The 22,649-nt window shown below is 51.0% G+C and carries 19 protein-coding genes and 2 tRNA genes; 13 read left to right on the forward strand and 8 right to left on the reverse strand.

The genetic code is table 11. From position 1 onward, the window contains the following. Nucleotides 1–25: 25 nt before the first annotated feature. From L1D43_RS00625 to L1D43_RS00635, 3 genes are all read right to left on the reverse strand, one after another. Nucleotides 26–1,042 (reverse strand): porin, encoded by a 1,017-nt coding sequence (locus tag L1D43_RS00625; protein WP_041510065.1) that lies wholly within the window; start codon nt 1,040–1,042, stop codon nt 26–28. A gap of 593 nt (nt 1,043–1,635) precedes the next feature. Beyond that, a complete protein-coding gene (locus L1D43_RS00630) occupies nt 1,636–3,042 on the reverse strand; it encodes a heavy metal sensor histidine kinase (RefSeq protein ID WP_239849533.1) in 1,407 nt (468 codons plus the stop codon). A gap of 1 nt (nt 3,043) precedes the next feature. Further along, a complete protein-coding gene (locus L1D43_RS00635; RefSeq protein WP_239849534.1) occupies nt 3,044–3,721 on the reverse strand; it encodes a heavy metal response regulator transcription factor in 678 nt (225 codons plus the stop codon). Nucleotides 3,722–3,879: 158 nt separating this feature from the next. Here L1D43_RS00635 and L1D43_RS00640 point away from each other — a divergent pair, with 158 nt between their 5' ends. From L1D43_RS00640 to L1D43_RS00660, 5 genes are all read left to right on the forward strand, one after another. After that, nucleotides 3,880–5,670: a copper resistance system multicopper oxidase gene (locus tag L1D43_RS00640; RefSeq protein ID WP_239849535.1), complete on the forward strand. Its 1,791-nt coding sequence runs from the start codon at nt 3,880–3,882 to the stop codon at nt 5,668–5,670. Continuing rightward, on the forward strand, nt 5,667–6,563 hold the full coding sequence (locus tag L1D43_RS00645; RefSeq protein WP_239849536.1) for a copper resistance protein B: 897 nt from the start codon (nt 5,667–5,669) through the stop codon (nt 6,561–6,563). The genes L1D43_RS00640 and L1D43_RS00645 overlap by 4 nt, the downstream gene beginning before the upstream one ends. Nucleotides 6,564–6,595: 32 nt before the next feature. Beyond that, nucleotides 6,596–6,961: a hypothetical protein gene (locus L1D43_RS00650; protein ID WP_239849537.1), complete on the forward strand. Its 366-nt coding sequence runs from the start codon at nt 6,596–6,598 to the stop codon at nt 6,959–6,961. Between the two features lie 65 nt (nt 6,962–7,026). After that, nucleotides 7,027–7,575, forward strand: coding sequence for a cytochrome c (locus L1D43_RS00655; RefSeq protein WP_239851005.1), 549 nt, complete (start codon nt 7,027–7,029; stop codon nt 7,573–7,575). A gap of 107 nt (nt 7,576–7,682) precedes the next feature. Beyond that, a complete protein-coding gene (locus L1D43_RS00660) occupies nt 7,683–7,946 on the forward strand; it encodes a DUF5676 family membrane protein (protein WP_160793719.1) in 264 nt (87 codons plus the stop codon). A gap of 181 nt (nt 7,947–8,127) precedes the next feature. Here L1D43_RS00660 and L1D43_RS00665 read toward each other — a convergent pair whose 3' ends face one another. After that, nucleotides 8,128–9,186 carry a porin gene (locus L1D43_RS00665; protein ID WP_239849538.1) on the reverse strand — a complete coding sequence of 353 codons (1,059 nt, stop codon included), beginning with the start codon at nt 9,184–9,186 and terminating at the stop codon, nt 8,128–8,130. 366 nt (nt 9,187–9,552) lie between these two features. Here L1D43_RS00665 and tcdA point away from each other — a divergent pair, with 366 nt between their 5' ends. Further along, nucleotides 9,553–10,365 (forward strand): tRNA cyclic N6-threonylcarbamoyladenosine(37) synthase TcdA, encoded by an 813-nt coding sequence (tcdA, locus tag L1D43_RS00670; RefSeq protein ID WP_239849539.1) that lies wholly within the window; start codon nt 9,553–9,555, stop codon nt 10,363–10,365. Between the two features lie 112 nt (nt 10,366–10,477). Next, the gene (pepT, locus tag L1D43_RS00675; protein WP_239849540.1) at nt 10,478–11,707 is read left to right on the forward strand and encodes a peptidase T; all 1,230 of its coding nucleotides are present in this window, start codon (nt 10,478–10,480) and stop codon (nt 11,705–11,707) included. Nucleotides 11,708–11,750: 43 nt separating this feature from the next. Here the strand turns inward: pepT and L1D43_RS00680 are convergent, their stop codons facing one another. Further along, nucleotides 11,751–13,391, reverse strand: coding sequence for an ATP-binding protein (locus tag L1D43_RS00680; RefSeq protein WP_239849541.1), 1,641 nt, complete (start codon nt 13,389–13,391; stop codon nt 11,751–11,753). A gap of 229 nt (nt 13,392–13,620) precedes the next feature. Between L1D43_RS00680 and L1D43_RS00685 the strand changes: the two genes are divergently transcribed. Next, the gene (locus L1D43_RS00685; protein WP_239849542.1) at nt 13,621–14,232 is read left to right on the forward strand and encodes a superinfection exclusion B family protein; all 612 of its coding nucleotides are present in this window, start codon (nt 13,621–13,623) and stop codon (nt 14,230–14,232) included. 106 nt (nt 14,233–14,338) lie between these two features. Here the strand turns inward: L1D43_RS00685 and L1D43_RS00690 are convergent, their stop codons facing one another. After that, entirely contained in the window at nt 14,339–14,467 is a 129-nt protein-coding gene (locus L1D43_RS00690) for a DUF3149 domain-containing protein (RefSeq protein WP_011867043.1), read from the reverse strand. Between the two features lie 310 nt (nt 14,468–14,777). On the opposite strand from L1D43_RS00690, the gene L1D43_RS00695 reads away from it, so the two are divergent. Both L1D43_RS00695 and L1D43_RS00700 read left to right on the forward strand, forming a co-directional pair. After that, a tRNA-Leu gene (locus L1D43_RS00695) sits at nt 14,778–14,862 on the forward strand. Between the two features lie 51 nt (nt 14,863–14,913). Beyond that, nucleotides 14,914–15,000, forward strand: a tRNA-Leu gene (locus L1D43_RS00700). A gap of 160 nt (nt 15,001–15,160) precedes the next feature. Here the strand turns inward: L1D43_RS00700 and L1D43_RS00705 are convergent. Beyond that, nucleotides 15,161–15,838: a TorF family putative porin gene (locus L1D43_RS00705; protein ID WP_239849543.1), complete on the reverse strand. Its 678-nt coding sequence runs from the start codon at nt 15,836–15,838 to the stop codon at nt 15,161–15,163. A gap of 539 nt (nt 15,839–16,377) precedes the next feature. On the opposite strand from L1D43_RS00705, the gene nrfD reads away from it, so the two are divergent. Genes nrfD through L1D43_RS00720 form a run of 3 tightly spaced genes read left to right on the forward strand, consistent with a single transcriptional unit; the run spans nt 16,378 to nt 21,079 of the window. Then, complete coding sequence (gene nrfD / locus L1D43_RS00710; RefSeq protein WP_239849544.1) at nt 16,378–17,274, forward strand: NrfD/PsrC family molybdoenzyme membrane anchor subunit; 897 nt, start codon at nt 16,378–16,380, stop codon at nt 17,272–17,274. 9 nt (nt 17,275–17,283) lie between these two features. Continuing rightward, nucleotides 17,284–18,000 carry a sulfate reduction electron transfer complex DsrMKJOP subunit DsrO gene (dsrO, locus tag L1D43_RS00715; RefSeq protein WP_239849545.1) on the forward strand — a complete coding sequence of 239 codons (717 nt, stop codon included), beginning with the start codon at nt 17,284–17,286 and terminating at the stop codon, nt 17,998–18,000. Nucleotides 18,001–18,004: 4 nt separating this feature from the next. Continuing rightward, nucleotides 18,005–21,079 (forward strand): molybdopterin-dependent oxidoreductase, encoded by a 3,075-nt coding sequence (locus L1D43_RS00720; RefSeq protein WP_239849546.1) that lies wholly within the window; start codon nt 18,005–18,007, stop codon nt 21,077–21,079. A gap of 195 nt (nt 21,080–21,274) precedes the next feature. Here the strand turns inward: L1D43_RS00720 and L1D43_RS00725 are convergent, their stop codons facing one another. Continuing rightward, nucleotides 21,275–22,237: a LysR family transcriptional regulator gene (locus L1D43_RS00725; RefSeq protein ID WP_239849547.1), complete on the reverse strand. Its 963-nt coding sequence runs from the start codon at nt 22,235–22,237 to the stop codon at nt 21,275–21,277. Between the last annotated feature and the right edge of the window lie 412 nt (nt 22,238–22,649).

Here is a 22,649-nt window from a genome sequence, read left to right on the forward strand (position 1 = left end):
TCGTCAGAGCCTGAGGCTCATCGAATTAGAAGTTGTAACGAACACCAACGGTGAATACGTTGTCATCTTCCATGTCAGTCTTGATGCCGGCAGCTTTGAAGTCACCGTCGTACATAGCGTAGTGGCCGTAAACCATAGTTGATTTAGCTACCTTGTAGTCCGCACCAACAACGATAGAAGTGATGTTTACATCAGTAGTATCAGCAGTTTGGATGCCAGAACGCTTAGCGTATACACCTAGACCTGCTTCGTCTTTACCGTATTCGGCTTTCAGGTTAACGCCGTTCAGGTTGTAGGCAACGTTTACGAAGTAAGAGTTACCTTCAAGGTTTGGCATAGCAACGCTTTCAGAGTTTTGGAATAGACCGCCAACCTTGAAGTCGCCTAGCTTAACTTGAGCCACACCACGGTATGCGTCGATACCAGAGATGCCTTTGTTGTATGCACCAGCTACATAGTAGTTTTGTGCCTTGAACTTCTTGTCACCCAGAGTTGCGCTAACTGCGTACTGGCTGTCATCAGAAGCTTGGTTATCTTCCATCAGGTAAGTTGCATTGATGGTTAATAGGTCAGCAATCTTTGGAGAGTAGTACCAGATACCGTCTGCGCTACGAGTCTGTGCGCCTACTAGACGGTCGATATCGGCGTTTGAGTTACCGAATAGGTCGATGCCACCTTCAGATTGCTTGAATACAGTGTCGTTACGGCCAACAAGGATAGTACCTGCGGCGCTCTTAAGACCTAGGTAAGTGTTACGAGCCTTGAATACGTCACTGTTTGTTGAAGTGTTTTCAACTTGGAATTCCATTTGGTAGATCACTTCGATACCGTCAGCGATCTTTTCTGTACCCTTCACACCTAGGTGAGAGAAGTTGTTCTCAAGTACAGTACCTTCTTTAGCTTCACGAGTAGTTAGACCTGTGTCAGAGTTAGTCACAGTAAGGTCTAAACGACCGTAGAAGTTAGGGCCATCGGCTAGCGCGCCGAATGAGGTCAGTGCAATAACAGATGCGACTGATGCAGAGATTAGAGATTTTTTCATGTTTTGTGCTCCCAAGAACTGAGTTCTTTTCCATTTTTTAATGGTTATTAACATAGTTTCCATAATTTGCTCCGAGGGTCCGTTCTCGTAACAAAGTTGGCCAGAAGTTTACAGTTTTATGGCAGTAAGAGTGTGGTGCAGATCAAATTTCTGCTTATCTAGGTTAGCTTTACGAGGAATTTGTGACAGATCTGCCTCGGGCGTTTAAAAAACAGCCAATCCTTGTAAATTTAACGTATTGAGCATACTTCTAAAGGGGTATGCGCTCTGCTGTCGATGTAAACAAACTGTAACTTATTAAGAGGTTGCTAAAATTGTAGGTATTTTGCTTGGGAAAGCTCAAATATGTTTGGAAAGTGTGCGCTCGCGCACATAAGTTGGGATAAAAAATAGCCTGTGAGCTTGGTCTTTATGGCGGTTTGACATCTGCGTGTTAGGTGAACAAAAAGCATCGTTTCGTCGGGGAAGGCAAGACCCCCGCGGGCTGAAAGCAGAAAGCTGAAAACCTATAGGAACGGGTCTACACCTTATGCTTTGGTGAGCCGACCTTATTTGGCTGAGCTAGAAGTTGGCAGAGCTAGAAGTTGGCAGAGCTAGAAGTTGGTAGAGCTAGTTGTTGGCAGAAGCAGAGTGAAGCAGGTCTTGCCGTCATGGCTCTCGGCGGTGACGCTTCCGCCGTGAATATCCGCGATGGACTTGACGATGGCCAGCCCCAGGCCGTTACTGCTCCCCTCTCTTTGCCTCGCGGCTTCAACCTTATAGAAACGATCAAACAGGTGATTGACATGCTGCTTCGGGATAGGCGTGCCCTGGTTGTTCACCTTAATGCTGGTGGCCTGAGGCGTTTGTTCAATGGCAATGACGATTTCTGATCCTGGCTCGGCATGACGCACGGCATTGCCTATGAGGTTGCCCAGCGCCCTCTGCACCATTCCCTTATCGGCAATAAGCGCAGCGCTACCTTCTCTTATGATGGAGACATTTTTTTCATCGGCGAGCAGGCTCATATAATCGATGATCTTGTCTGCTTCCATATCTAGGGCAATTTCTTGTTTCTTGGGCTCAATCAGTCCATTGTCCGACTTGGCCAGCCACAACATATCATTGACCATGACGGTGAGGCGCTCTAATTCTTCCAGATTGGAATAGAGTAATTCCTGATATTCCTCTGTGCTTCGCCCCTGACCCAACAGGACTTCATTTTGCATCGCCAGCGCCGTGAGTGGCGTTCTAAGTTCATGGGCGATATCTGCCGAGAAGTGACTAAGGCGTTTGAAACCCAGTTCGACTTCACCAATCATGTGATTGAAGCTGGCGATCAATTCTGATAATTCAACGGGGGCTAATTCCGGCTTCAATCTCAGATGCAAACGTTCGGTTGTTATCTCGCTGATGTCTTTACTCAATCGTTGCAGTGGGCGCAGGCCGAACCTAATGGCCAGCCAGGCTGCCAGCATGGTTAACAGCCATACCAGGAGTAATGTCGACCAGAGGGTGCGGTGAAACTCGCTAAGAAACGCCAGGTGAAAGTCGATCTCGCTGGCCACCACTAACTTAGCGGTTGCCCCATTGGGAAGCGTCACCTTGAGTAAGGTGCCCCGTAGGTGCCGCTGCTGCGCCTCGATGACGACTAGCGCTGTCGCCTCGACTCGCTCTTCGGCACCTTGCTTGAGAAACTGAGAAAGATCGGATGTTTTATTACTGTAAATCAGCTGATTGTCATCGCTGTAGAGTGCATAGAAGATGCCGTGATGGCCGACGACCGCTTGTGATAGGGCGGTATCAAGCTGATGGCTATCTTGAGCCATTGATAGGGAAGTCAGGATGCCCTTCACCGAGTTAGCGACTACATTCAATTCTTCCTCATCCTGATGCAGGAAATGCGCTTTAACTTGGGCGTCGATCATGAGGCCAAGCAATAGGAAGCAGGCGATCAGTGTGCCCCCCACTAAACTGAGCGTACGGGCTTTTAATGAGATCTTCGGATGGCTGCTAAACATGTCAGGCTTCCGTGTCCAGTTTGTATCCCATGCCACGCACGGTATGGATAAGTTTCATCGAGAAGGGGTCGTCAACCTTGGCCCTTAAGCGCCTGATGGCGACGTCGATCACATTGGTGTCGCTGTCGAAATTCATGTCCCATACTTGCGACGCGATAAAGGCGCGAGTGAGTACCTCCCCCTGGTGACGGACCAATAACTCAAGCAGGGAAAATTCTTTATTGGTGAGATGCAGTTTCAGTTGCTCGCGGCTGGCCCGGCGTTTGGCGATATCCAGTTTCAGGGTATCAACGGCTAGGATGTCAGACTGCAGCTGTTTGGTGCCTCTGCGCAGCAGGGTTTTTACCCGCGCCAGTAATTCGGCAAAGGCGAAGGGCTTCACCAGGTAATCGTCGGCGCCGGACTCGAGCCCGTTGATCTTGTCTTCCAGGCTGTCCTTTGCCGTCAGGAACATGACAGGGATATTCGAATTGTTGAGGCGGATTTTTTCGAGGATTTGCCATCCGTTCATGTCGGGCAGCATCACATCTAAGATTATCAGGTCAAAGTACTCAGAGATGGCGCAGTGATAGCCGTCCAAGCCATTTCGACACAGGCTGATGGTATACCCGGCTTCTTCCAATCCCTTTTTGAGATAGTCGCCTATCTTGCTCTCGTCTTCGATCACTAATATTCGCATTTGCCCGCAAGCCTTTAACTAGGGTTAAGCTGATTTGCCTATTTAACCATGTATTTACTCACATAAGTTCAAGATTACAGCTTTGTAATCATCACGTCATTTCTTGGTCAGGTACTGGCCACTATCTTTAACTTATACACTTAAAATGTGAGTCGAGTATGGACATGAGAGATAGTGAGTCGTTTAGCCTCAGTCGCCGCCGTTTTGTGCAGGGGCTGATAGCTGGAACAAGCGTATTGGGCACCAGCATGCCCAGTTTTGCCATGGGGCAACCGACCGCCTATGGCACCAGAAGCCCAGATGTGTTGACGGGGACCGAGTTTGACCTGGTTATCGACCAAGGGCCGGTGAATTTTACCGGCCAGGCCAACACAGGGATCATGATAAATGGCTCGATTCCCGCGCCGACTCTGATCTGGCGGGAGGGCGATACCATTACGCTGCGGGTGACCAACCGATTATCGGTCCCCACGTCCGTGCACTGGCACGGCATAATCCTGCCCTATCAGATGGATGGCGTTCCCGGCCTGAGCTATGCGGGGATCGCCCCAGGCCAAACCTTTACCTATCGATTTCGGGTACAGCAGTCGGGCACCTATTGGTATCACTCACATACTGGCTTCCAGGAGATGTCGGGCATGTACGGCAGCCTGGTTATCCTGCCCCGTGATGGAGACGGCGTGAAGAGCGACAGGGACTTTGTGGTGCAGCTGTCGGACTGGACAGATGAAAACCCCATGGAAGTGTTTGCCAAGCTCAAGCAGCAGAGCGACTACTACAATTATGCCCAGCCGACAGTGGCTGACTTCTTCGAAGATGTATCGCGTTATGATCTGCGCACCGCAATGGTGAAGCGCGAGATGTGGAACGAGATGCGGATGAACCCGACTGACTTGGCCGACCTATCGGCGTCCACGCTCACCTATCTATTTAACGGACAGCCCCCCAATGGCAATTGGACCGGCATCTTTAAGCCGGGCGACACCATCCGTCTGCGCTTTGTGAACGGCGCGAGCAACTCGTTTTTCGATGTTCGTATTCCCGGACTCGTGATGACGGTTATTCAGGCCGATGGACAAAATATCGAGCCGGTATCTGTGGATGAATTTCGCTTCGGTCCTGGCGAAACCTATGATGTTCTGGTCTATCCCAAGGATGATGCCTATACCATTTTTGCCCAGTCGATGGACCGAAGCGGCTATGCCAAGGGGACGCTCGCGGTGCGCGACGGCCTGTCGGCAGCCGTACCCACACTCGATAAGATCCAGTGGTTGACCATGGCCGACATGATGGGGGCCATGGACCACCAATCTTCAATGCAACATGGTGGCATGCAACATCAAGGGCATAGCATGTCGATGGACCATGGCATGGCGATGGATCACAGCCAGCATCAAGGCATGCATGGGCTCGCGACCCCGTCACAGCAGGTGCGTCACGCCGCCAGCGAGTATGGCCCGTCGGTGGACATGCGCGTCGATATGCCAAGAACCAGCCTAGATGACCCGGGTGCAGGATTGAGAAACAATGGCCGTAGGGTGTTGACGCTTGACGATCTGTGCGCCGCCGAGGGTGTGCTGACCGACACCGGCATGCCCGTTCGGGAGCTGGAACTTCATCTTACCGGCAATATGGAGCGTTACACCTGGTCCTTCGACGGGCTGGAGTTTGGTAAGAGTACGCCGGTCGCCCTCAAGCATAACGAACGTATTCGTATCATCTTACAAAACGACACCATGATGACCCACCCCATGCACCTGCACGGCATGTGGAGCGATCTCGAAGATGCCCAAGGGCAGTTAAGGGTCAGGCGTCACACTATTCCAGTACAACCCGCTCAACGCCTTAGCTTCTTGGCGACGCCACAGGAGGTCGGGCGCTGGGCCTGGCATTGCCATCTGTTGTTCCATATGGATGCCGGCATGTTCAGGGAGGTACTAGTGTCATGAAAAATCATCACCTAATCCATTCAATCACAGCCGCCTTGTGCTTGCTATCGGCTCAGGCTGTGGCGGGGAGTGCCGCCATGCCGAGCACGGATGGCGAGGAGCAGCATGAAGCGATGAAAGTATCTTCCATGCATGCCATGCCAGAGATGAAGATGCAGGGCGGCGATGCACCGGCAGATAGTCGTGACCCCCACGCCTATTCAGGCGGGCACACCCTGAGTGAAGGTCCTTATGCATTGCCTGGCTCACAACGCCTCAGGTTGGCGGATGAGGATGCCTTTTGGGCCGTCATGGGCGATCGTCTTGAATATGATAACGATGACAATGTCGCCTTTGCTCTCTCGGCATGGTACGGCGGTACCTATGACCGAGTGTGGTTAAAGTTAGAGGGAGATTATAACCAGGATGGCCTCGAGGAGACCCAGGCAGAGTTGCTCTGGGGGCATGCCATCAGCAGCTACTTCGATTTTCAGCTGGGGACACGCTTTGACTACTATGCAGATGGTCAAAACCGTCAATGGCTGGCCCTTGGCGTGCAAGGGCTAGCACCCTATTGGTTCGAGTTGGATCTAACGGCTTACCTGGGAGAGCAGGGCCGCAGCGCCCTGAGTCTGGAGGCCGAGTATGAGTGGCTGCTGACCCCGCGGCTGATCTTACAACCCAGAGCCGAACTGACCCTATATGGCAAGGACGATCCGCAAAACGGCATAGGCAGTGGTCTATCTGATGTCAGCCTTGGCCTCAGATTACGCTATGAGTTTTCTCGTCAATTCGCACCTTATGTGGGTATCGAGCGCAGAGAGACATTCGGCGCGACGGCTGATTATCTCGAGGTGGCCGGTGAATCGGCGGGAGACACCCGTGTGCTGGCAGGGATCCGATTTTGGTTTTAACCCTATTGGTCAAACAACAGAAGGAGTCATTCATGAAAACGAGTATACAAACTTCCCTGGTCGCCGTGTCGGCGCTCTTGTTGTCATTGTCGGCGCAGGCCCATGATCCTAAGGAACATATGACAAAAGACGAGCAGCCAGACTGTAGCAGCATAATGCAAATGGACCAGAGCCAGATGCATATGAACCAGGACCAGATGCATAAGGATCAGAGTCAGATGCATAAGGATCAAAGCCAGATGCACATGAATAAGGAAGATATGCATAAAGATCAGCATCAGATGGATATGGACGACCCCGTGATGCAGGCGTTAAGGAAAAAGTGCATGAAGGAGCAGCAGGAAAAAGACGATCACCACAAGATGGAGCAGCATGACAAGGGTCATTCACACGGGTAATCGGATATCAGGTTTAGCGTCGAGGCAAACCGAATAGGCAGAGGAGAACAATAGCAGTGAGATTAATGGTTTATGTAAAGACGCTAGTGGTGATAGTGCTGTTGGGCGTGGTGATTCTGGGCGGGTATCTGTACTCAGGTCTTTATCCTATAGGTGCCGATACGCCACATAACAAGTTGACCTACTGGGCCTTGGAAACCCTGAGGGAAAACTCGGTGGCGCGTGCCGCCAAGGCGATCACTGTGCCCGCCGATATAGCAACACCGTCTCGATTGTTGGCGGGTGGTCCCGATTACAACGAGATGTGTTCTGGGTGTCACCTCAGGCCGGGACGTGCACAGAGTGATTTCACTCAGGGACTCTATCCTGCGCCGCCCAATCTGACCCGTTCAGCATCCGAGAGGGAGGCGGATATTGCGCAGAGGCGGCGAGAGCACTTTTGGATCATCAAACATGGCATCAAAGCCTCTGGGATGCCGGCCTGGGGACCCACACATGATGATGAAAGGATCTGGAATATGGTGGCCTTCCTCGAGCGTTTGCCCGAGCTGACGCCAGAGCAATATCAGATCCTGACGGCCAGAGATGAGGAAGATGACGGTGGTCATCACTGACGTGCTATAGCAAGGTCGAGCCTTTAAGCCTGATGTTTTATGGACTGAATGCGCCAAGCAGGGTTCGACCGACGCCTCGATCATCGAAGAGGCGATAGGAGGGTAAAATGAAATTAAATGAAGCGGCATTTGCCTTTGCCTGCGCACTTGCCTTCGCCCTAGCCTGGATAGTCTGCTCCCTCTTGGTTGTGGCCATGCCCATGATGATGTCTGACATGACGGGGCATATGCTGCATACCGACTGGCAGACTATGGGGTGGCAGCTAACCTTCAGTGGATTTGTGCTTGGCGGCATCGTCTGGGCGCTGGTCGCCGGTCTTATAGGATGGTTAATCGCCATATTCTATAATCGGTTTTCCACGAGCGATTGACGCGCCAGCAGGTCATTCGAATCTTTTGTGCGGCAACTGAGATTGAGTGGCGATTATCACTAAAAAAGGCGGCCAGTGGCCGCCTCTTAATCAGCAGATAACGATTTATCTAAAAATCCAGCTGTGTTCTCAAGCGTTTTTCCTGCGCTTTATCTGAGCGCATACTTGCCTATGATTGGTATTAGAAGTCGAAACGCATGCCGATAGTGACAATATCGTCACCCAGATCCTGCTTGGTGCCGGCCAGTTTCAGGTCGCCATCATATTTAGTGTAGTGACCATAAAACATTGTGCTCTTGCTGATGCGGTAATCGGCGCCAATGCTGAACTGTTGTAAGTCAACGTCTGATACGGTTTCCATGCCAGCGCCATCGGCATTACCCACGAAACGGCTGACATATTTACCCAGGCCTGAGTCGTCACTACCATACATGGCCTTGATCTTTACATTGCCCAGCACATATGCGGCGTTAACGAAGTAGGTATCACCCTCTAGGTTGGCATATTTGGCGTCAATATGTTCACTGTTCTGATAGAGGCCGCCAACGATGAAGTTACCGAATTTGACTTGAGCAACACCACGATAGGCCTTAACGTCATCGATATTTTCGTTATAGGCAGCGGCAACATAATAGTTCTGCGCCTTGAGTGCCTTATCGCCGATGGTTGCGCTTAGGGCATACATGCTATCTGGAGAGACGCGCTCGTCACCATCATAGGTGACATAGTTGTCTTCCATCAGATAGGTGGCATTTAATGTGATGAGATCGGCGATCTTAGGCGAGTAGTAAGTGATACCATCAGCCTTACGCGACTGGCCGGCAGCCAGTAGATCTATGTCTGAGTTGGTGTTGCCAAACAGGTCGAAACCGCCTTCAGCAGACTTGAACACAGTGTCGTTACGACCTATGAGTGCGGTACCGGCAACACTTTTTAAACCAAGGTAGGTATTACGGGCGTTGAAGGTGTCGCCGGAGTTGTCGTAGTTGCTGACGCCAAATTCCATCTGGTAGATCACTTCCAGACCATCGCTGACTTTCTCGCTGCCCTTCACCCCTAACCAGGAGAAGTTGTTCTCTATGATGGTGCCATCTTTCTGATTCTGGGTCGCGATGCCGTTATCTGAGTGAGTCAAGGCAAGATCGGCATGGCCGTAGAACTGAGGACCGTCGGCGAGTGCCGTGAATGAGGTGGCTGCGAACGTGGCGAAAATGCTTGCCGATAGAACAGATTTTTTCATTGTCATCTTCCTGTAGCGATTATGCCCATCTCGAAGAGGGCCTTTGAATTTTTGGCTAACGAGAGTCACGGGCCCAGAGGGAGCTTTCTTGGCCGCATTACTGTGTTGCGGCGTCAGTGTGCCCAGAAGTGCAAGCTTGAGATGTGATCTATGTCGCAAACCATTGGTTTTATGTGAGTTTTATCATGTTGTTTTACATTTAAAAACAGTGGGTTAATTTGGTCTTTACGCTGCGTCACCCTCTACTTGCCAAGTTGCTGCAATCGCCCCATAGGTGTAACACTTGTCGCATTTTTTCTTTTTAGGATTTTGCCTGGGATTGCGGTAAAATCGGCGGGTTTTTAGTTATCTTACTCGGAGCCCACCTTGAGCCAAATTGAACTCTCAGATGCCTATCTCAATCGCTTTGCCGGTATTGGCCGCCTTTATGGCGCCAAGGCGCTGACCCGATTTGCGCAGTCCCACGTGGCTGTAGTCGGCATTGGCGGAGTAGGTACCTGGGTGGCCGAGGCGCTGGCCCGTAGCGGCATCGGTGAGATCACCCTGATCGATCTCGACGATATCTGTGTGACCAACACCAATCGCCAGCTGCACGCCCTCAAGGAGACAATTGGCGAGTCTAAGGTGGCGGTGATGGCCGAGCGTATCATGCAGATCAACCCTGAGTGCCGGGTGAATCAGGTGGAAGATTTCATCACCACAGACAACCTGCATGACTATTTTACTGGTCGTAAGCAGGGCGGTAGCCTGGACTATGTTGTGGACTGTATCGATGCGGTCAAGCCTAAGGCGGCGCTGATCGCCCACTGTAAACGCCAGAAGCTTCCTATCGTGACGGTAGGGGGCGCCGGCGGCCAGACAGATCCGACCCAGATCCAGGTAGCGGATCTGGCTAAGACCTATCAAGATCCACTGCTGGCCAAGGTACGTAACCTGCTGCGCCGCGAATACAACTTCTCTAAGAATGTACAGCGCCGCTTTAGCATAGAGGCGGTGTTCTCCACCGAGCAGCTGGTCTACCCTCAGGCCGATGGCAGCGTCTGTAATGTCAAGGCCACGGCAGAGGGCAGTATGCGCATGGATTGTGCCTCGGGCTTTGGCGCCGTGACCGTGGTCACCGGCAGCTTCGGCTTTACCGCCGTGAGTCGTGTGCTCACTAAGCTTGCCGCCAAGACGTGAACCCAATCGCCTGCTGACCTGAGGCGTAAATCACCAAAAACTTGATTTAAGTCTAAAGTCACCTTGGGGTCACTTGTTAGACTCAGTCGACTTTTTTTGCTGGTGATTGATTATGAAACAGGCCCTGTTAAATCGATTCTTACGCTATGTGCAATTTGATACTCAGTCTGATGCGAGTCAGACAGGTTGCCCCAGTACGCCGGGACAGCTGGCGCTGGCGGATCAACTCAGAGAGGAGCTGATCAAGTTAGGCTTCAGTCAGGTGGCGCTATCTTCTACGGGTTATCTGACCGCACTGGTGCCCGCGACAGTTGAAGGGGTTCCCCCCATCGGCTTTATCGCCCATCTGGACACGGCGCCAGACTTTAGCGGCGCCAATGTGCACCCTCAACTGATTGAGAACTATGATGGCGGCGATATTCCCCTTGGTGAGCTGAACCGGCTCTCCCCCAAGGAGTTTCCCGAGTTAGATCAGTATCTGGGACAGACGCTGATCACCACGGATGGCACAAGCCTGCTGGGCGCCGACGATAAGGCGGGGATCGCCGAGATAGTCACCGCACTATCGACCCTGATGCAAGAGCCGGGTAGCCTTCATGGCGATATTTATCTCTGTTTCACCCCCGATGAGGAGATAGGCCGCGGCGCCGACAAGTTTGACTTCGAGACCTTCAAGGCCGAGTGGGCCTATACTGTGGATGGTGGCGAGCTAGGGGGCCTGGAGTTTGAGAACTTTAATGCCGCCACGGCCGTGGTGACGGCCAAGGGAAACAACTGCCATCCAGGCTCCGCCTATGGTGTCATGGTGAACGCCCAGACCATGGCGGCGCGATTTCATGCCAAGATGCCCCTTGGTGATACCCCAGAGAATAGTCAGGACTACGCCGGTTTCTTCCACCTGGCTGAGATGAAAGGGGTTACCGAAGAGGCGCAGCTTATCTATATCATTCGCGACTTCGATCTGGATCAGTTCGAGCAGCGTAAGCGCTGGCTCACCGAGCGGGTCGAGGCCTGTAACGCCCAGCTGCACCAGGGCTCATTAACGGTCAGCATCACAGACAGCTATTACAATATGCGCGATCAATTGATCCCGCACCCTCATATTGTCGATATCGCCAAGCAGGCGATGGGAGAACTGGGGATCACACCGAAGATCAAGCCTATTCGCGGCGGCACAGATGGCAGTCGTCTCTCTTATATGGGCCTGCCTTGTCCTAATCTGTTTACCGGTGGTCACAACTTCCATGGCAAGCATGAGTTCATCTGTCTGGAGTCTATGGTGAAGGCGACCGAGGTGATCATGGCGATCTGCCGTTTAACGGCTAAGCAGTTAAAGGGCTAAGCAGCTAAAGGGCTAAGTAGCTAAAGGACCCAGAGTTAAGCGGTTAAATGCCTGATTGATTGGAGAGGTTGAGCTCGATGGCTGGGCTGTCGAGGACCTCAACCGGAAAGCTCACCTCGAAACAGGCGCCGCCTAATTCGCCGTCGTCGCGATAGCGAATGTTGCCCTTGAGCAGGGTAACGGCGTTGAAGGCGGCCGAGAGTCCCAGGCCTGTGCCGCCCTCCGAGCGAGTGGTGGTATAGAAGGGCTCGAAGATATGACTGCTGGCCTCGCTGCCGATCCCCGGCCCATCATCCTGAATACGGATATTGAGCATGCCATCGTCCACCTCGGCGTCTATCCTGATCTTCCCCTGCTTGCGATCCTTAAAGCCGTGGGCATAGGCGTTGGACACCAGGTTGGTGACGATCTGCTTAAACAGGCTGAGATTGGTGAGTATGTTGAGGTCGGGATCGACCCGGTATTCCACCTCGGCCCGCTTGTCGCCGTAGATGAAATGCATCGACTCATGGTGCTCTTCTAGCCCCTGTTTGAGGTTGATGCTGCGTTTGTCTTCCAGGCTCTGCTCTGCGGCGATAGTCTTGAACTTCTGGATCAGGGTGCTGGCGCGGGTGATGTTGCTGATGATCAACTCACAGCTTTGCTGATACTCCTCCAGGATGGCATTGATCTCCTCCAGGGTCGCGTTTTCGCTGTGGATCAACTTGATCAACTCCTCGATATGGATCAGCTGGGTGCTGGCGGCGGTGAGGCAGATGCCGATAGGGGTGTTGATTTCGTGGGCCACGCCAGATACCAGGCCGCCGAGCGCCGCCATCTTCTCCTGTTCGACCAATACCTGTTGGGCGCGTTTAAGTACCAGCAGGGATTGCTCCAGTTCCTGGGTGCGTTCCTTCACCTGGCGCGCCAGTTCATCCTTGTAGCTGCGTTCCAGTTCCAGCAGTCGCTCGCGATCCGCCAGGGCCTCTTGCAGTTCCAGCTTGGAGGCCTTGATGTCATCGAAGGAGCGCCTGAGTTGCTGTTGCATCTCATTGATTGCCTTGGCAACCAGCCAGAATTCGTCATTCTTATGGCTGTTCTTGACGAACACCAGGGGCTCGAACTCGCCGTCCAGGTTGATGTTCTGGCTGTAGTCGCTGAGCTTATGCAGGTGGCGGGTGACCAGAAACCACACCAGGAAGAGGATGAAGCCGGCGACGATGAAGGTCTTGATGGCGTTGGAGAGGAGTATGATGATGGCGCGATCGAGCAGTTTCTCATATACCACTCTCAGATCCGCCTGCACTAACAGGGTACCAACGTCTATGTTTTCGTTGCCTGAGCCATAGACCAGTTTAAAGCTGCGCTCTATGGTGTTTTCCGGGGTTGCCGTGCCCGCCTGCCAGTGTTGGCCGCTGTCGTCGTTTATCTCTATGTAGGTGATGTCAGGCAGCTGGATCAGGCCGTCGATCTGGGTGTTGATCAGGCGCTCGTCGATCACCCAGATGCTGGCCGCCAGCACGTCCAGATTGACCTTCTCGATGCTGTCGAATTGGCGGGTGATGCGATTGACGTCGCTGCGATAGTCGTTGACCAGCTGGAAGCCCGTGGTGAGCAGGGTGATTAAGGAGCTGAAGAGGATGATCGACAGGGTGAGTTTTCTGCCGATGGGACTCTTGAGTAGCTGAGCTGTGTGGTTTGCCATTTATGGTATCGCTTATCCCAAGCACCATAAGCACGGCCGACAATTGACGTTAGGTGCGCTGTCCAGATCACATAGCTTTAAGCATAGCCTGATTCTTATGTTCTGCTCGTGCAAAGGAATAAAAATGTCGCCAAGATGATGTTTGTAAAGTCTTTATGTGGCTCTGCGGGTTGGCATTTTACTTGCAGTTATTCTGCTTACTGCAGGTTTTTTGACACTAGGTATCAAGATGGAAAAATTAAATCTGATGCTGTTTAAACAGACGAGTCCCAAGCAAGTGATCTTCAATTTGATGTTGTGGCTGACCCTGATCAGCGCCGCCTTACTCTTTGCGCCCACCTCCCTGATGCAGGCTCTGAGGCTAGAGCAGCTGGTGAGTCAATATGCTCACTTTATCGGCCTGGGATTGATTATCGGCGCGGCCTATCTCCTGACCCAGGTGGCCAACTATTTTCTCGATGAGACGATCAAGCATCTCAAGGGCAAGCGCACCACTGAGACCATAGAGAAGAAGGTGCGGCTGCTGGATCCGACCGAGCGCGCCCTGTTAAGAGAGTTCTTCCTGCAAGGGGAGACAGTGCTGACCCTGCCAGAGAATGAGGCGGCGGTGCAGAGCCTGCTGGAGGCCAATATCTTGCAGTATCTGGGTAACAAGCAACAGTACGCTATTCATGGCCCGACCGCAGATTTTAAGATTGCCATGGAGGCAAGATCCCATCTCAATCGCCAGGTCTTGCGTCTGCCTCAGGGCGAACCCAATCCCGAGCAGCTACAGCTGCTGATTAAGGCCAGACCCCACTTCATTCACAGTGTGGTGCCCAGTCGTAAACACGCCGCCTGATCTCCTTTGGGGAATTGGTGGGATATGCAGATCGATAGATAAAAAAGTGGGGGCATAAGCCCCCATTTGCATTAGAAATATGATTTTGTGGACTTCAAGGTCCTATCTATTCTGGTTTCGACTTCGAGATAAACAACCACATGATGTATGACATTATGCCAATGGTTGTGAAGATAACTATCATAGATAGCAGACCAATGGGGTTACCAAACATTAAATCTAACCAAAATGCCATGTGAGAAGTCCTCTTTCGCAGCTGTTTATATCGTTGTCCAAGCTAAATTAGCGCGAATGGATATGAGAAATGCTGATCTCGATCAATTAATGCTGTCAATTTGATAACGCCTTGTCATCGTTTTGAGAATTTTGTGAGCCTGGTGGCAAAATTTCCCCGTGTGAATAGCCCGATTGTGCCGAGTTTTAGGCGCTTAGGATGAAAAATCGGCAGTCGGTAATAAAGCTGTCGCAAAAGGCTTGCCATTAGTAAAAGCAAAGGTATAATTCCGTTCACTTACTCGAGACAGAGAGTAAGGTCTGATTGATGAGCCGGAGTGGTGGAATTGGTAGACACGACGGATTCAAAATCCGTTTCCTTCGGGAGTGACGGTTCAAGTCCGTCCTTCGGTACCATTATCAGTTGCTCTCCTTGAGAGAATAGCGGTAAGATCAGACAGACAAGATGCAGATGTGGTGGAATTGGTAGACACGCTAGCTTCAGGTGCTAGTGGCTTAACGGCCGTGCGAGTTCAAGTCTCGCCATCTGTACCAACTTGTTGATGCAATCCTCTCTTGAAGAGATAAGAACCTGCTTAATAGCAGGTTTTTTTATGCCTGAAATTTGTCGCTGCTCGGCAATTCCCCACCTTGGACTTTGGAGCGCCATCGGCGCTCCATTTTGGCTTATTTTTATCTGATTAATTGCTGGTAATTAGAAGTTGTAGGCAAGGCCAACCATATAGTGATCATGTTCGAATTCCTGATAACTGACTTCTAACATCAGATCGAGTTGAGATAGCAGAGGATAGCGATAGCGCAATCCTATATCATAGATGCTGTCTGCCACCTTGCCCTTGTCGAGATATTCATAACTTTCTGCATCGGTAAACAGGCCTAGATGGGCGGTTAACTGGCTCTCGTTAAAAAGGTCGAGGCCATAGTTAACTTCTGTGTACCAAGCTTCTACATCTTGGTCATAGTTTACCATCAGATTAAGTGCCTTATAGTCGAGACTGACTGAATACTCGACGCTGTAGCCGCCAGCCCCATAAGTGTATTTCATGGCGTTGAAGCCTAGGCCTAGATCCTCGGTGAGCATCTGGTAGTAACCGCCGTAGTAATCAATTTCATAATCATTGTAGACGCTACCTTCATCCTCATAGCGATAGGTCTCGAATGAGGTGCCTAGATAGAAGCCACTTTCATGTTCCACCATCAAGTCGCCCTGCAGGGTAGGCTTGTTGTCGCTGATAGTCTGACCACGCCACAGGTAGTTGCTTAGTCCCATGAGTACGCCTGAGGTAGCGAACTGGCTTTCTTCGGCCAATAGAGGTTGGCTCATGGTGCAGGCGATAGCTAAGGCGCAAGAGGAGAGTATTACTTTATTCATTATCAACCCTTAAAATATTTTTGTCTTTAATCAATGCCAACATAATTTGGCGCTTGTTTTTTGCCACGTCTTTGTGGCTTTTAGATTGTAATAAATAGATTTAAATAAAATAATTGCCAGCTGTTGAAATATCTTTTGTTTGTGATGTGATTTGTTTTTTTTGATTTTTTAAAAATACAAATTGCATTTTTTAGGAGTGAGTATCGTATGGCGGTAAAGGTTTTTCATTTTCATCTATATGATTTTAAATTGATTTTATTGTTGTTTTTTGTTGGTGGAGTTTTTTGTTTCTTAGTAAATATTTTTTTTATAAAGTAAAAATAACCACTTTATTCAAACTCTTGGTATTCAGCTGGTACGTTTGATAACTAGTGTGATCTGGCTCCTTATTTATTCCGTTTTGGTTTGTATGATTTAACCAAGGTGAAAAACAATTTCGCCCGTTTGGTCTGTTATATATCGTTTTGAATTTCTTTATTTCTATGCCAATGAATTAATCGGCTGGAATAAAGAGGTATATAGAATAATAAGGAATGTCTATGAGCGAAGTGCATTGGGGGCTGTTGGTGGCAGCCTATCTGTTCTTGGCCGGTGCGGGAGCGGGGGCCTTGTTTATCAGTGGCGCCCTGGTTCTGTCCGAAAAGGTGGTTCACGCCCACCACTGGTCGACGGCGAAGTTTAGCGCCATCGCGGGCCTGTTACTCTTGATGCTGGGCACAGGGATGATCGTCTTCGATCTGACCTCGTTCCAGTACGGCATCTTCAATGGCGACATGAGTAAGCTGCTGCGCTTCTATCGCCTGTTTATGACCTTCGAGCCCAGCTCAATGATGAGTATAGGTACCTGGCTGCTGACGCTGGCGATCATCTTCGCGCTGCTGTTTTGCTTCTCCTTCAAGCGGCATGATCAGGAGACCTTTACCAGCCGTGGCTATGCGCTAATCAATCTTATCCTCGCTGTATGCGTCGCCTCCTATACAGCCCTGTTGATTGGCGACATCAAGCACAACATCGTCTGGTCTAACAGCATCTTGGTGGTGATCTTCCTGGTGTCTGCCATCTCCTCCGGCGCCGCAGTGGTGCTGATCGTCAAGACTTGGCTAAAGCAGAGCGACCCACATCATCACTTCGCCAAGGCAGATTCCATGGTGATGCTCATCGAGCTGTTTGTACTGGGCATCTTCGTTTACGTCATCGCCAATGTGAGCAAGTTTTATGGCCTGGATAACCTGCTGGGGATGGCGACATCGGCCGGTAAGATCTGGTGGCTTGGCGCCGTAGTGGTTGGCCTGTTGCTGCCGCTGCTGCTCAACCTTACCTCCATCATGGGCAGAGTCGGCGTGTCTCACGCTAAGGAATATGGCATCGCCGCACTAACCTTGGTTGGCGCCTTCTGTTTACGTTATTCGGTCTTACTGGCTGGTCAGTCTTATTAGGAGCTAAAGATGTTAGATAGAAGAAGAACACTCAAACTCCTGGCTGGCGGCGCCATCGCAACCACAGGCATGATGTTTATCCCCGCCGATCCTGTGATCGCCGATATTCGTCGTCAGGGTAAGAAGCGTCTGGCCATGGTGATCGATCTCGGTCGCTGCAACGGTTGTAAGGCCTGCGTGGTCTCCTGTGGTATAGAGAACGGCAACCTGCCTGACGAGCACAGAACCCAAGTGCCGCAACACAGCGTGGATCTAAATGGTAAGCAGTATGTGTTTAATTTGCCGCTCCTCTGCAACAACTGCGACAAGCCCTCCTGCGTGTCTGTCTGCCCGACAGGCGCTACCTTCAAGCGCGAGCAGGATGGCATAGTGGTGGTGGACTCACAGTTGTGTATCGGTTGTAACTACTGCATCCAGGCCTGCCCCTACGATGGGGTGCGTTTCACCCATTCGGCCACGGGCACTGTGGATAAATGTAACTTCTGTATTCAGCGAACCAGCCGCGGCTTGCTGCCTGCCTGTGTCGAGACCTGTACCGGTGGCGCCCGTGTCTTTGGTGACATTAACGATCCCGAGAGCGAGGTCTCCAGGCTGATACGTCAGCACAGGCCGCTAGTGTTGCAGGCCGGTAAGCAAACCTCCCCAAATGTGTTCTATATCGGCTTGACCCAAGACGAGAGCAACAGGGCAAACAGTATCAATTCTCCTCAAACCTGGCAGAGGTAGCAGCATGGATCGTAGAGATTTTTTAAAGGCGGGTTCGGTTGCCGCCGTGATGACAACAGGCACTTTAGGTGCCAAGGCCGCAACAAAGGCGAGCACCAGCGACGCCGAGATCAGCCGTTATGCCCCGACCTCGCTGACTCCTGAGTACTATTTTGATCAGGACAAGCAATTGGTGGAAAACCCTGAGCAGCGTTTCGCCTTCTCCAAGTGTTTCGGTTGCTTTAACGTCTGCGGCGCTCGGGTCAGCATAGATAATAAGACGGACAAGGTGCTACGCGCCGTGGGTAATCCCTATACCCTGACCAACAACGCAGGTCAGCCCTTTACCATGGAGACGCCGCCTAAGGAGGCGATGTTACAACTCTCCGCCGTCAGCGGCCTGAGCCAGAGCAATCGCGCTACTCTGTGTGGCCGCGGCAATGCGGTGCCCGATGCGTTCGAGGATAAGCACCGTATCACCCGGTGCCTCAAGCGGGTGGGTAAGCGAGGTGAGAATCGCTGGCAGAGCATCTCCTATGAGCAGCTGCTCAAGGAGGTCATTGAGGGCGGCGATCTGTTCGGCGAGGGCAAGGTCGAGGGGCTGAGGACGATCCACGACAACCCTGCGCTGGCCAATCCGCGTTATCCAGATTTTGGTCCGGTGAAGAATCAACTGCTGGTCTCTACCTCTTCTGAGCAGGGGGCGCGGGCCGATTTTTTACATCGCTTCGTCAAGGAGTCCTGGGGTACGCCCAACATAGGCAATAAAGATTCTTACTGTGGTCACCAACAGGTGGCGGGTTGCGCCCTGGGCTGTTTCGATGCCGTCGACGAGATGGCCTTGCCCCAGGTGGATTATGAAGAGACCAAGTTTGCCATCTTCATAGGCACCAACCCGGGGCTCAGTGGTAACGGCCTCAACGTGGGCTCGCGTCGTCTGGCCAAGGCCCGCAGCGATCGTCCTGACTTTAAGTATGTGGTGATCGATCCTATCTTACGTTCCTTGACCTCAGAGGTGGATAACAGCCAGGGTGAGTGGCTGCCAATTGTCTCGGGCGGCGATACCGCGCTGATGTTCGCTATGATGCAATACATCATCAATCATGATCGCTATCGCCGAGCCTATCTTGAGGCGCCGAGTCAGGCCTGCGCCGATGCCATAGGCGAGATCAACTACACCAATGCCACCTATCTGGTGGTGAAAGAGCCTGGTCATCCCCTGTTTAACCAGTTCCTGACCGCCGAAGCTTGCGGTGTGGGCGAGGCCGAGATCAAGATGGTGATCGACAAGGCTACGGGTCTGCTGGTGACAGGCGAGAGCGAACAACCGGCGGAGCTCTTCTACAAGGGTAAGCTGGCGATCGGTAATGGCGTCGAGCTGCAAGTGGAAACAGCCTTTTCACTGCTTAAACACCGGGTCAACGAAACTTCGATGCGCCAGCTTTCTGAGCGTTGTGGCATCTCTGTGGCCAAGATAGAGGAGTTAGCTAAAGAGTTCACCTCCCATGGCCGCAGCGTGGCTATCGAGACTAATACCGGCTGTAATGCCTCAGACGGCGGACAATTCGCCTTTGCCATGATTATGTTGGCGACCCTGGTGGGCGCCCATAATGCTAAGGGCGGCATGATGCACATGGGCGGTGTGGGCTACGCCGCCATGTATGATATCTATGACGGTCCTCTGTATAACCTGATGGATTTTGAACACACCTCGCTGACCGGTTTTAATGCCGAGCGCTCTGGCGACTATGAACTGAGCCATGAGTATCAGCAGAAGCTGGCTAAGGGTCTAGATCCTTACCCTGCAGATCAGCCCTGGAATAATACCTTTGTGCAGGACAACAGTGGCGAGTTACTGGTGGCCCATGCCAACAAGAACCCGTTTCAGTTCAAAGCCTGGATCACCTGGGCGACCAACCCGATTTATGGTTGCTCAGGTCTGCAGGATCAGGTGGAGGACTCAATCAAAGATCCTAAGCAGCTTGGGTTGATCATCGCCCTAGATCCCTACATCAACGAGACCAATGTGTTCGCCGATTACATAGTGCCCGATTCTTTGCAGTATGAGCAGTGGGCCAACTCACGCATGTGGGGCAGCGAGTTTGTCGGCGATGTGGCCTGTGTACCCGTGGTGACTTCACGTAACGTCAAGACTGCTCAGGGCCAAGAGGTCAACATGGAGCAATTCTTGATCGATATTAGCAAGGCGATAGGTTTGCCAGGCTTTGGTGAGAAGGCGTTCAAGGACGTCGAGGGACGAGACTTGCCGATTCATGAGCCGGCCGACTTCTATGTGCCGCTGTTTGCCAATATCGCTCACACAGGATCTGTGTTGCCATCGCCCACGGAGGAAGATATCGCCTTTACCAGCGTGGATCGTGTGCTGCCGCTGTTCAAGGCCAGACTCAAGCCCGAGGAAGTGGGGCCGACCGCCTATATGCTGACCCGTGGGGGTCGTTACGAGCGGGTGGATGAGCGTTACGAAGGGGAGTTTTTCAACCCCATGATGCGCATGGACACTCAGTTCCAGGTGTACAACGAGTCCCTGGCCCGGGTGAAAGACTCCTACAGTGGCGAGTATAACGACGGCCAACCTGTCTATGATGTGGATCGGTTCTGGGACGGCTCGGCGGTGCGTGAGCTGTGGAAGGTGAATGAGTATCCTTTTAATCTCTCCACCTTCAAGCTGCATCTTCGTAGCCCTTATTCTGTGGCGCTGCCGCGCATCACTGCCCTGGGTGAGACCAACTATATCCATCTGCATGAGGATGATGCCGCCAAGTTTGATATCAAGGATGGCGATAGGGCGCAGGTGTTGTCTCCTAAGGGGAAGTATATCGAGGGAATAGTGCAGGCAGACAAAACTGTGGCCCGCAACACCATAGTGGTGGGAATGGGTTATGGCCACTGGTGCTTTGGCGCGAGCGACCTGGAGGTCGATGGTCAGGTGATCCCTGGCATTCCATTGAGAGGAACGGGTGTCTGCCCTAACCCTTTCAACATAGTGGATCCTAGTCGTAAGGGCGCCAGTCTCTACCGTGATAAAACTTTTGGTTCGACTGCGAGACACGGAGTGCCGGTAGCTATTCGCAAGGTGTAATTGCAATATGAGCGTCGTCTTAAGTGAGACGACGCTCATAATTGCTTGGCTCAGATTAGATGTGCTCTGTTATTAGGCTTATCTTTGTTGCCAATCACTCGGATAGGATACTTTCCCCCATCTCCTGTCTTAGCGACAAAGACTTTACCTAGATACTCTATTTATCCGGATCTTTGATAAATAGAGTTTTTCTTTTTAACGACCCATGGCCAGTTGCCACTCTTCGCTTAAGTGCGTAAATAATTGTTGTTTCAGCCAGTGGTGGGTAGGTGACTGGTTAATCTCCGAGTAGATGAGGTAATTGCCAACTGTCCGTCCGACATTGATTTGTGCGAGTAATTGCTCGGTGAGCTCTCTCGGAAGGGGGGCGGTTTGTATTCCCTTGACCAGCGAATAAAACTCACGGGTAAAAACGTTGCAGCTCATGGAAATAGCGCGCCCATCGAGAATATGGCGACTCAGGGCGGCGATATTGTCGGTGGCACCGACCACATTCACAGCTATTCCCTGCTGTTTAGCGAGTTGTTCTATTAGGGGCTGATTTAGGTCATTATAATTATCCAATGTGAAATAATCATATTGGCATAAGTTGGCCAAGGTAAACTCCTCTGAAAATACTGCATGTCCTTCCTTGGCTATTAAAAAAAGCTCCTCCGTCGGTGATAACATTTCGTGAATTATTTTGTGATCTTTAAAGTTTTCATATACCACTGCGAAATCTATTTCACCATGCTCGATAGCGCGGCTACAATCGCTGGAAAGGGTGCGTACTTCGAAGGTTAAGTTAGGCGCCTGAGGTAATATTTGTTGGTTGATTACCTTGTTTATCACATAGGTAAACTCATTATAGGCGTAGATCTTAAAGTGACCCTTTGCTGTAAGTGGGTTGAAATGAATATGGTTATGTTTAATTACCTGATAATCATGTAGCAACTGTTTGATATAAGGAAGGAGTTGAACAGCCTTATCAGATAAAACAAATCCTTGTGCTCGACGAATGAAAAGCACATCTTTGAAAATGTCACGCAGGATGCCCAGATGGCGACTAACGGAGGAGATGCTTATGCCTAGTTCGTTAGCGACCAAACCGGCATTCAGGTGACGGCTTATGGATTCGAAAATGATCAGTGACTGATAATCGAGTTTGTCTATGTTCATAAAGAGAAGGCAATTCGAGATATTTATTCATTTTTATCATGGTATAGAGACGACAACAAATTTAATGGATAAATTTGTGTATTGGATTGGCATCTACCCTAATAAAGATTAAAAAGTGCTACTTAATTTAGTTGTGTGTACTGTTTTTTTATATGATTTTTGCCTTGAAAAACAATATTGATTACCTGGAAAAGTTTTTAGTATCTTGGGGTAAAGCGATAATCGCTGTCGTAAAAAGTTAACTATAAAAAGGTATAAAAAAAGAGGGACAGGATGGTGAGGATGTTTTTTGAGCGTTTTTCGGGTTAGAAAGAAGGCTTTTGGCATGTTGTCTCAGAGCTATTCCCTATTGTCTGATTCGACAGATTAATGGATTGGAGGGCCTTACAAATGGGAGACGCATGTGGATGTT

It is taken from the genome of Shewanella sp. Isolate8, from assembly GCF_022398495.1.
Lineage (GTDB): Bacteria > Pseudomonadota > Gammaproteobacteria > Enterobacterales > Shewanellaceae > Shewanella > Shewanella aquimarina.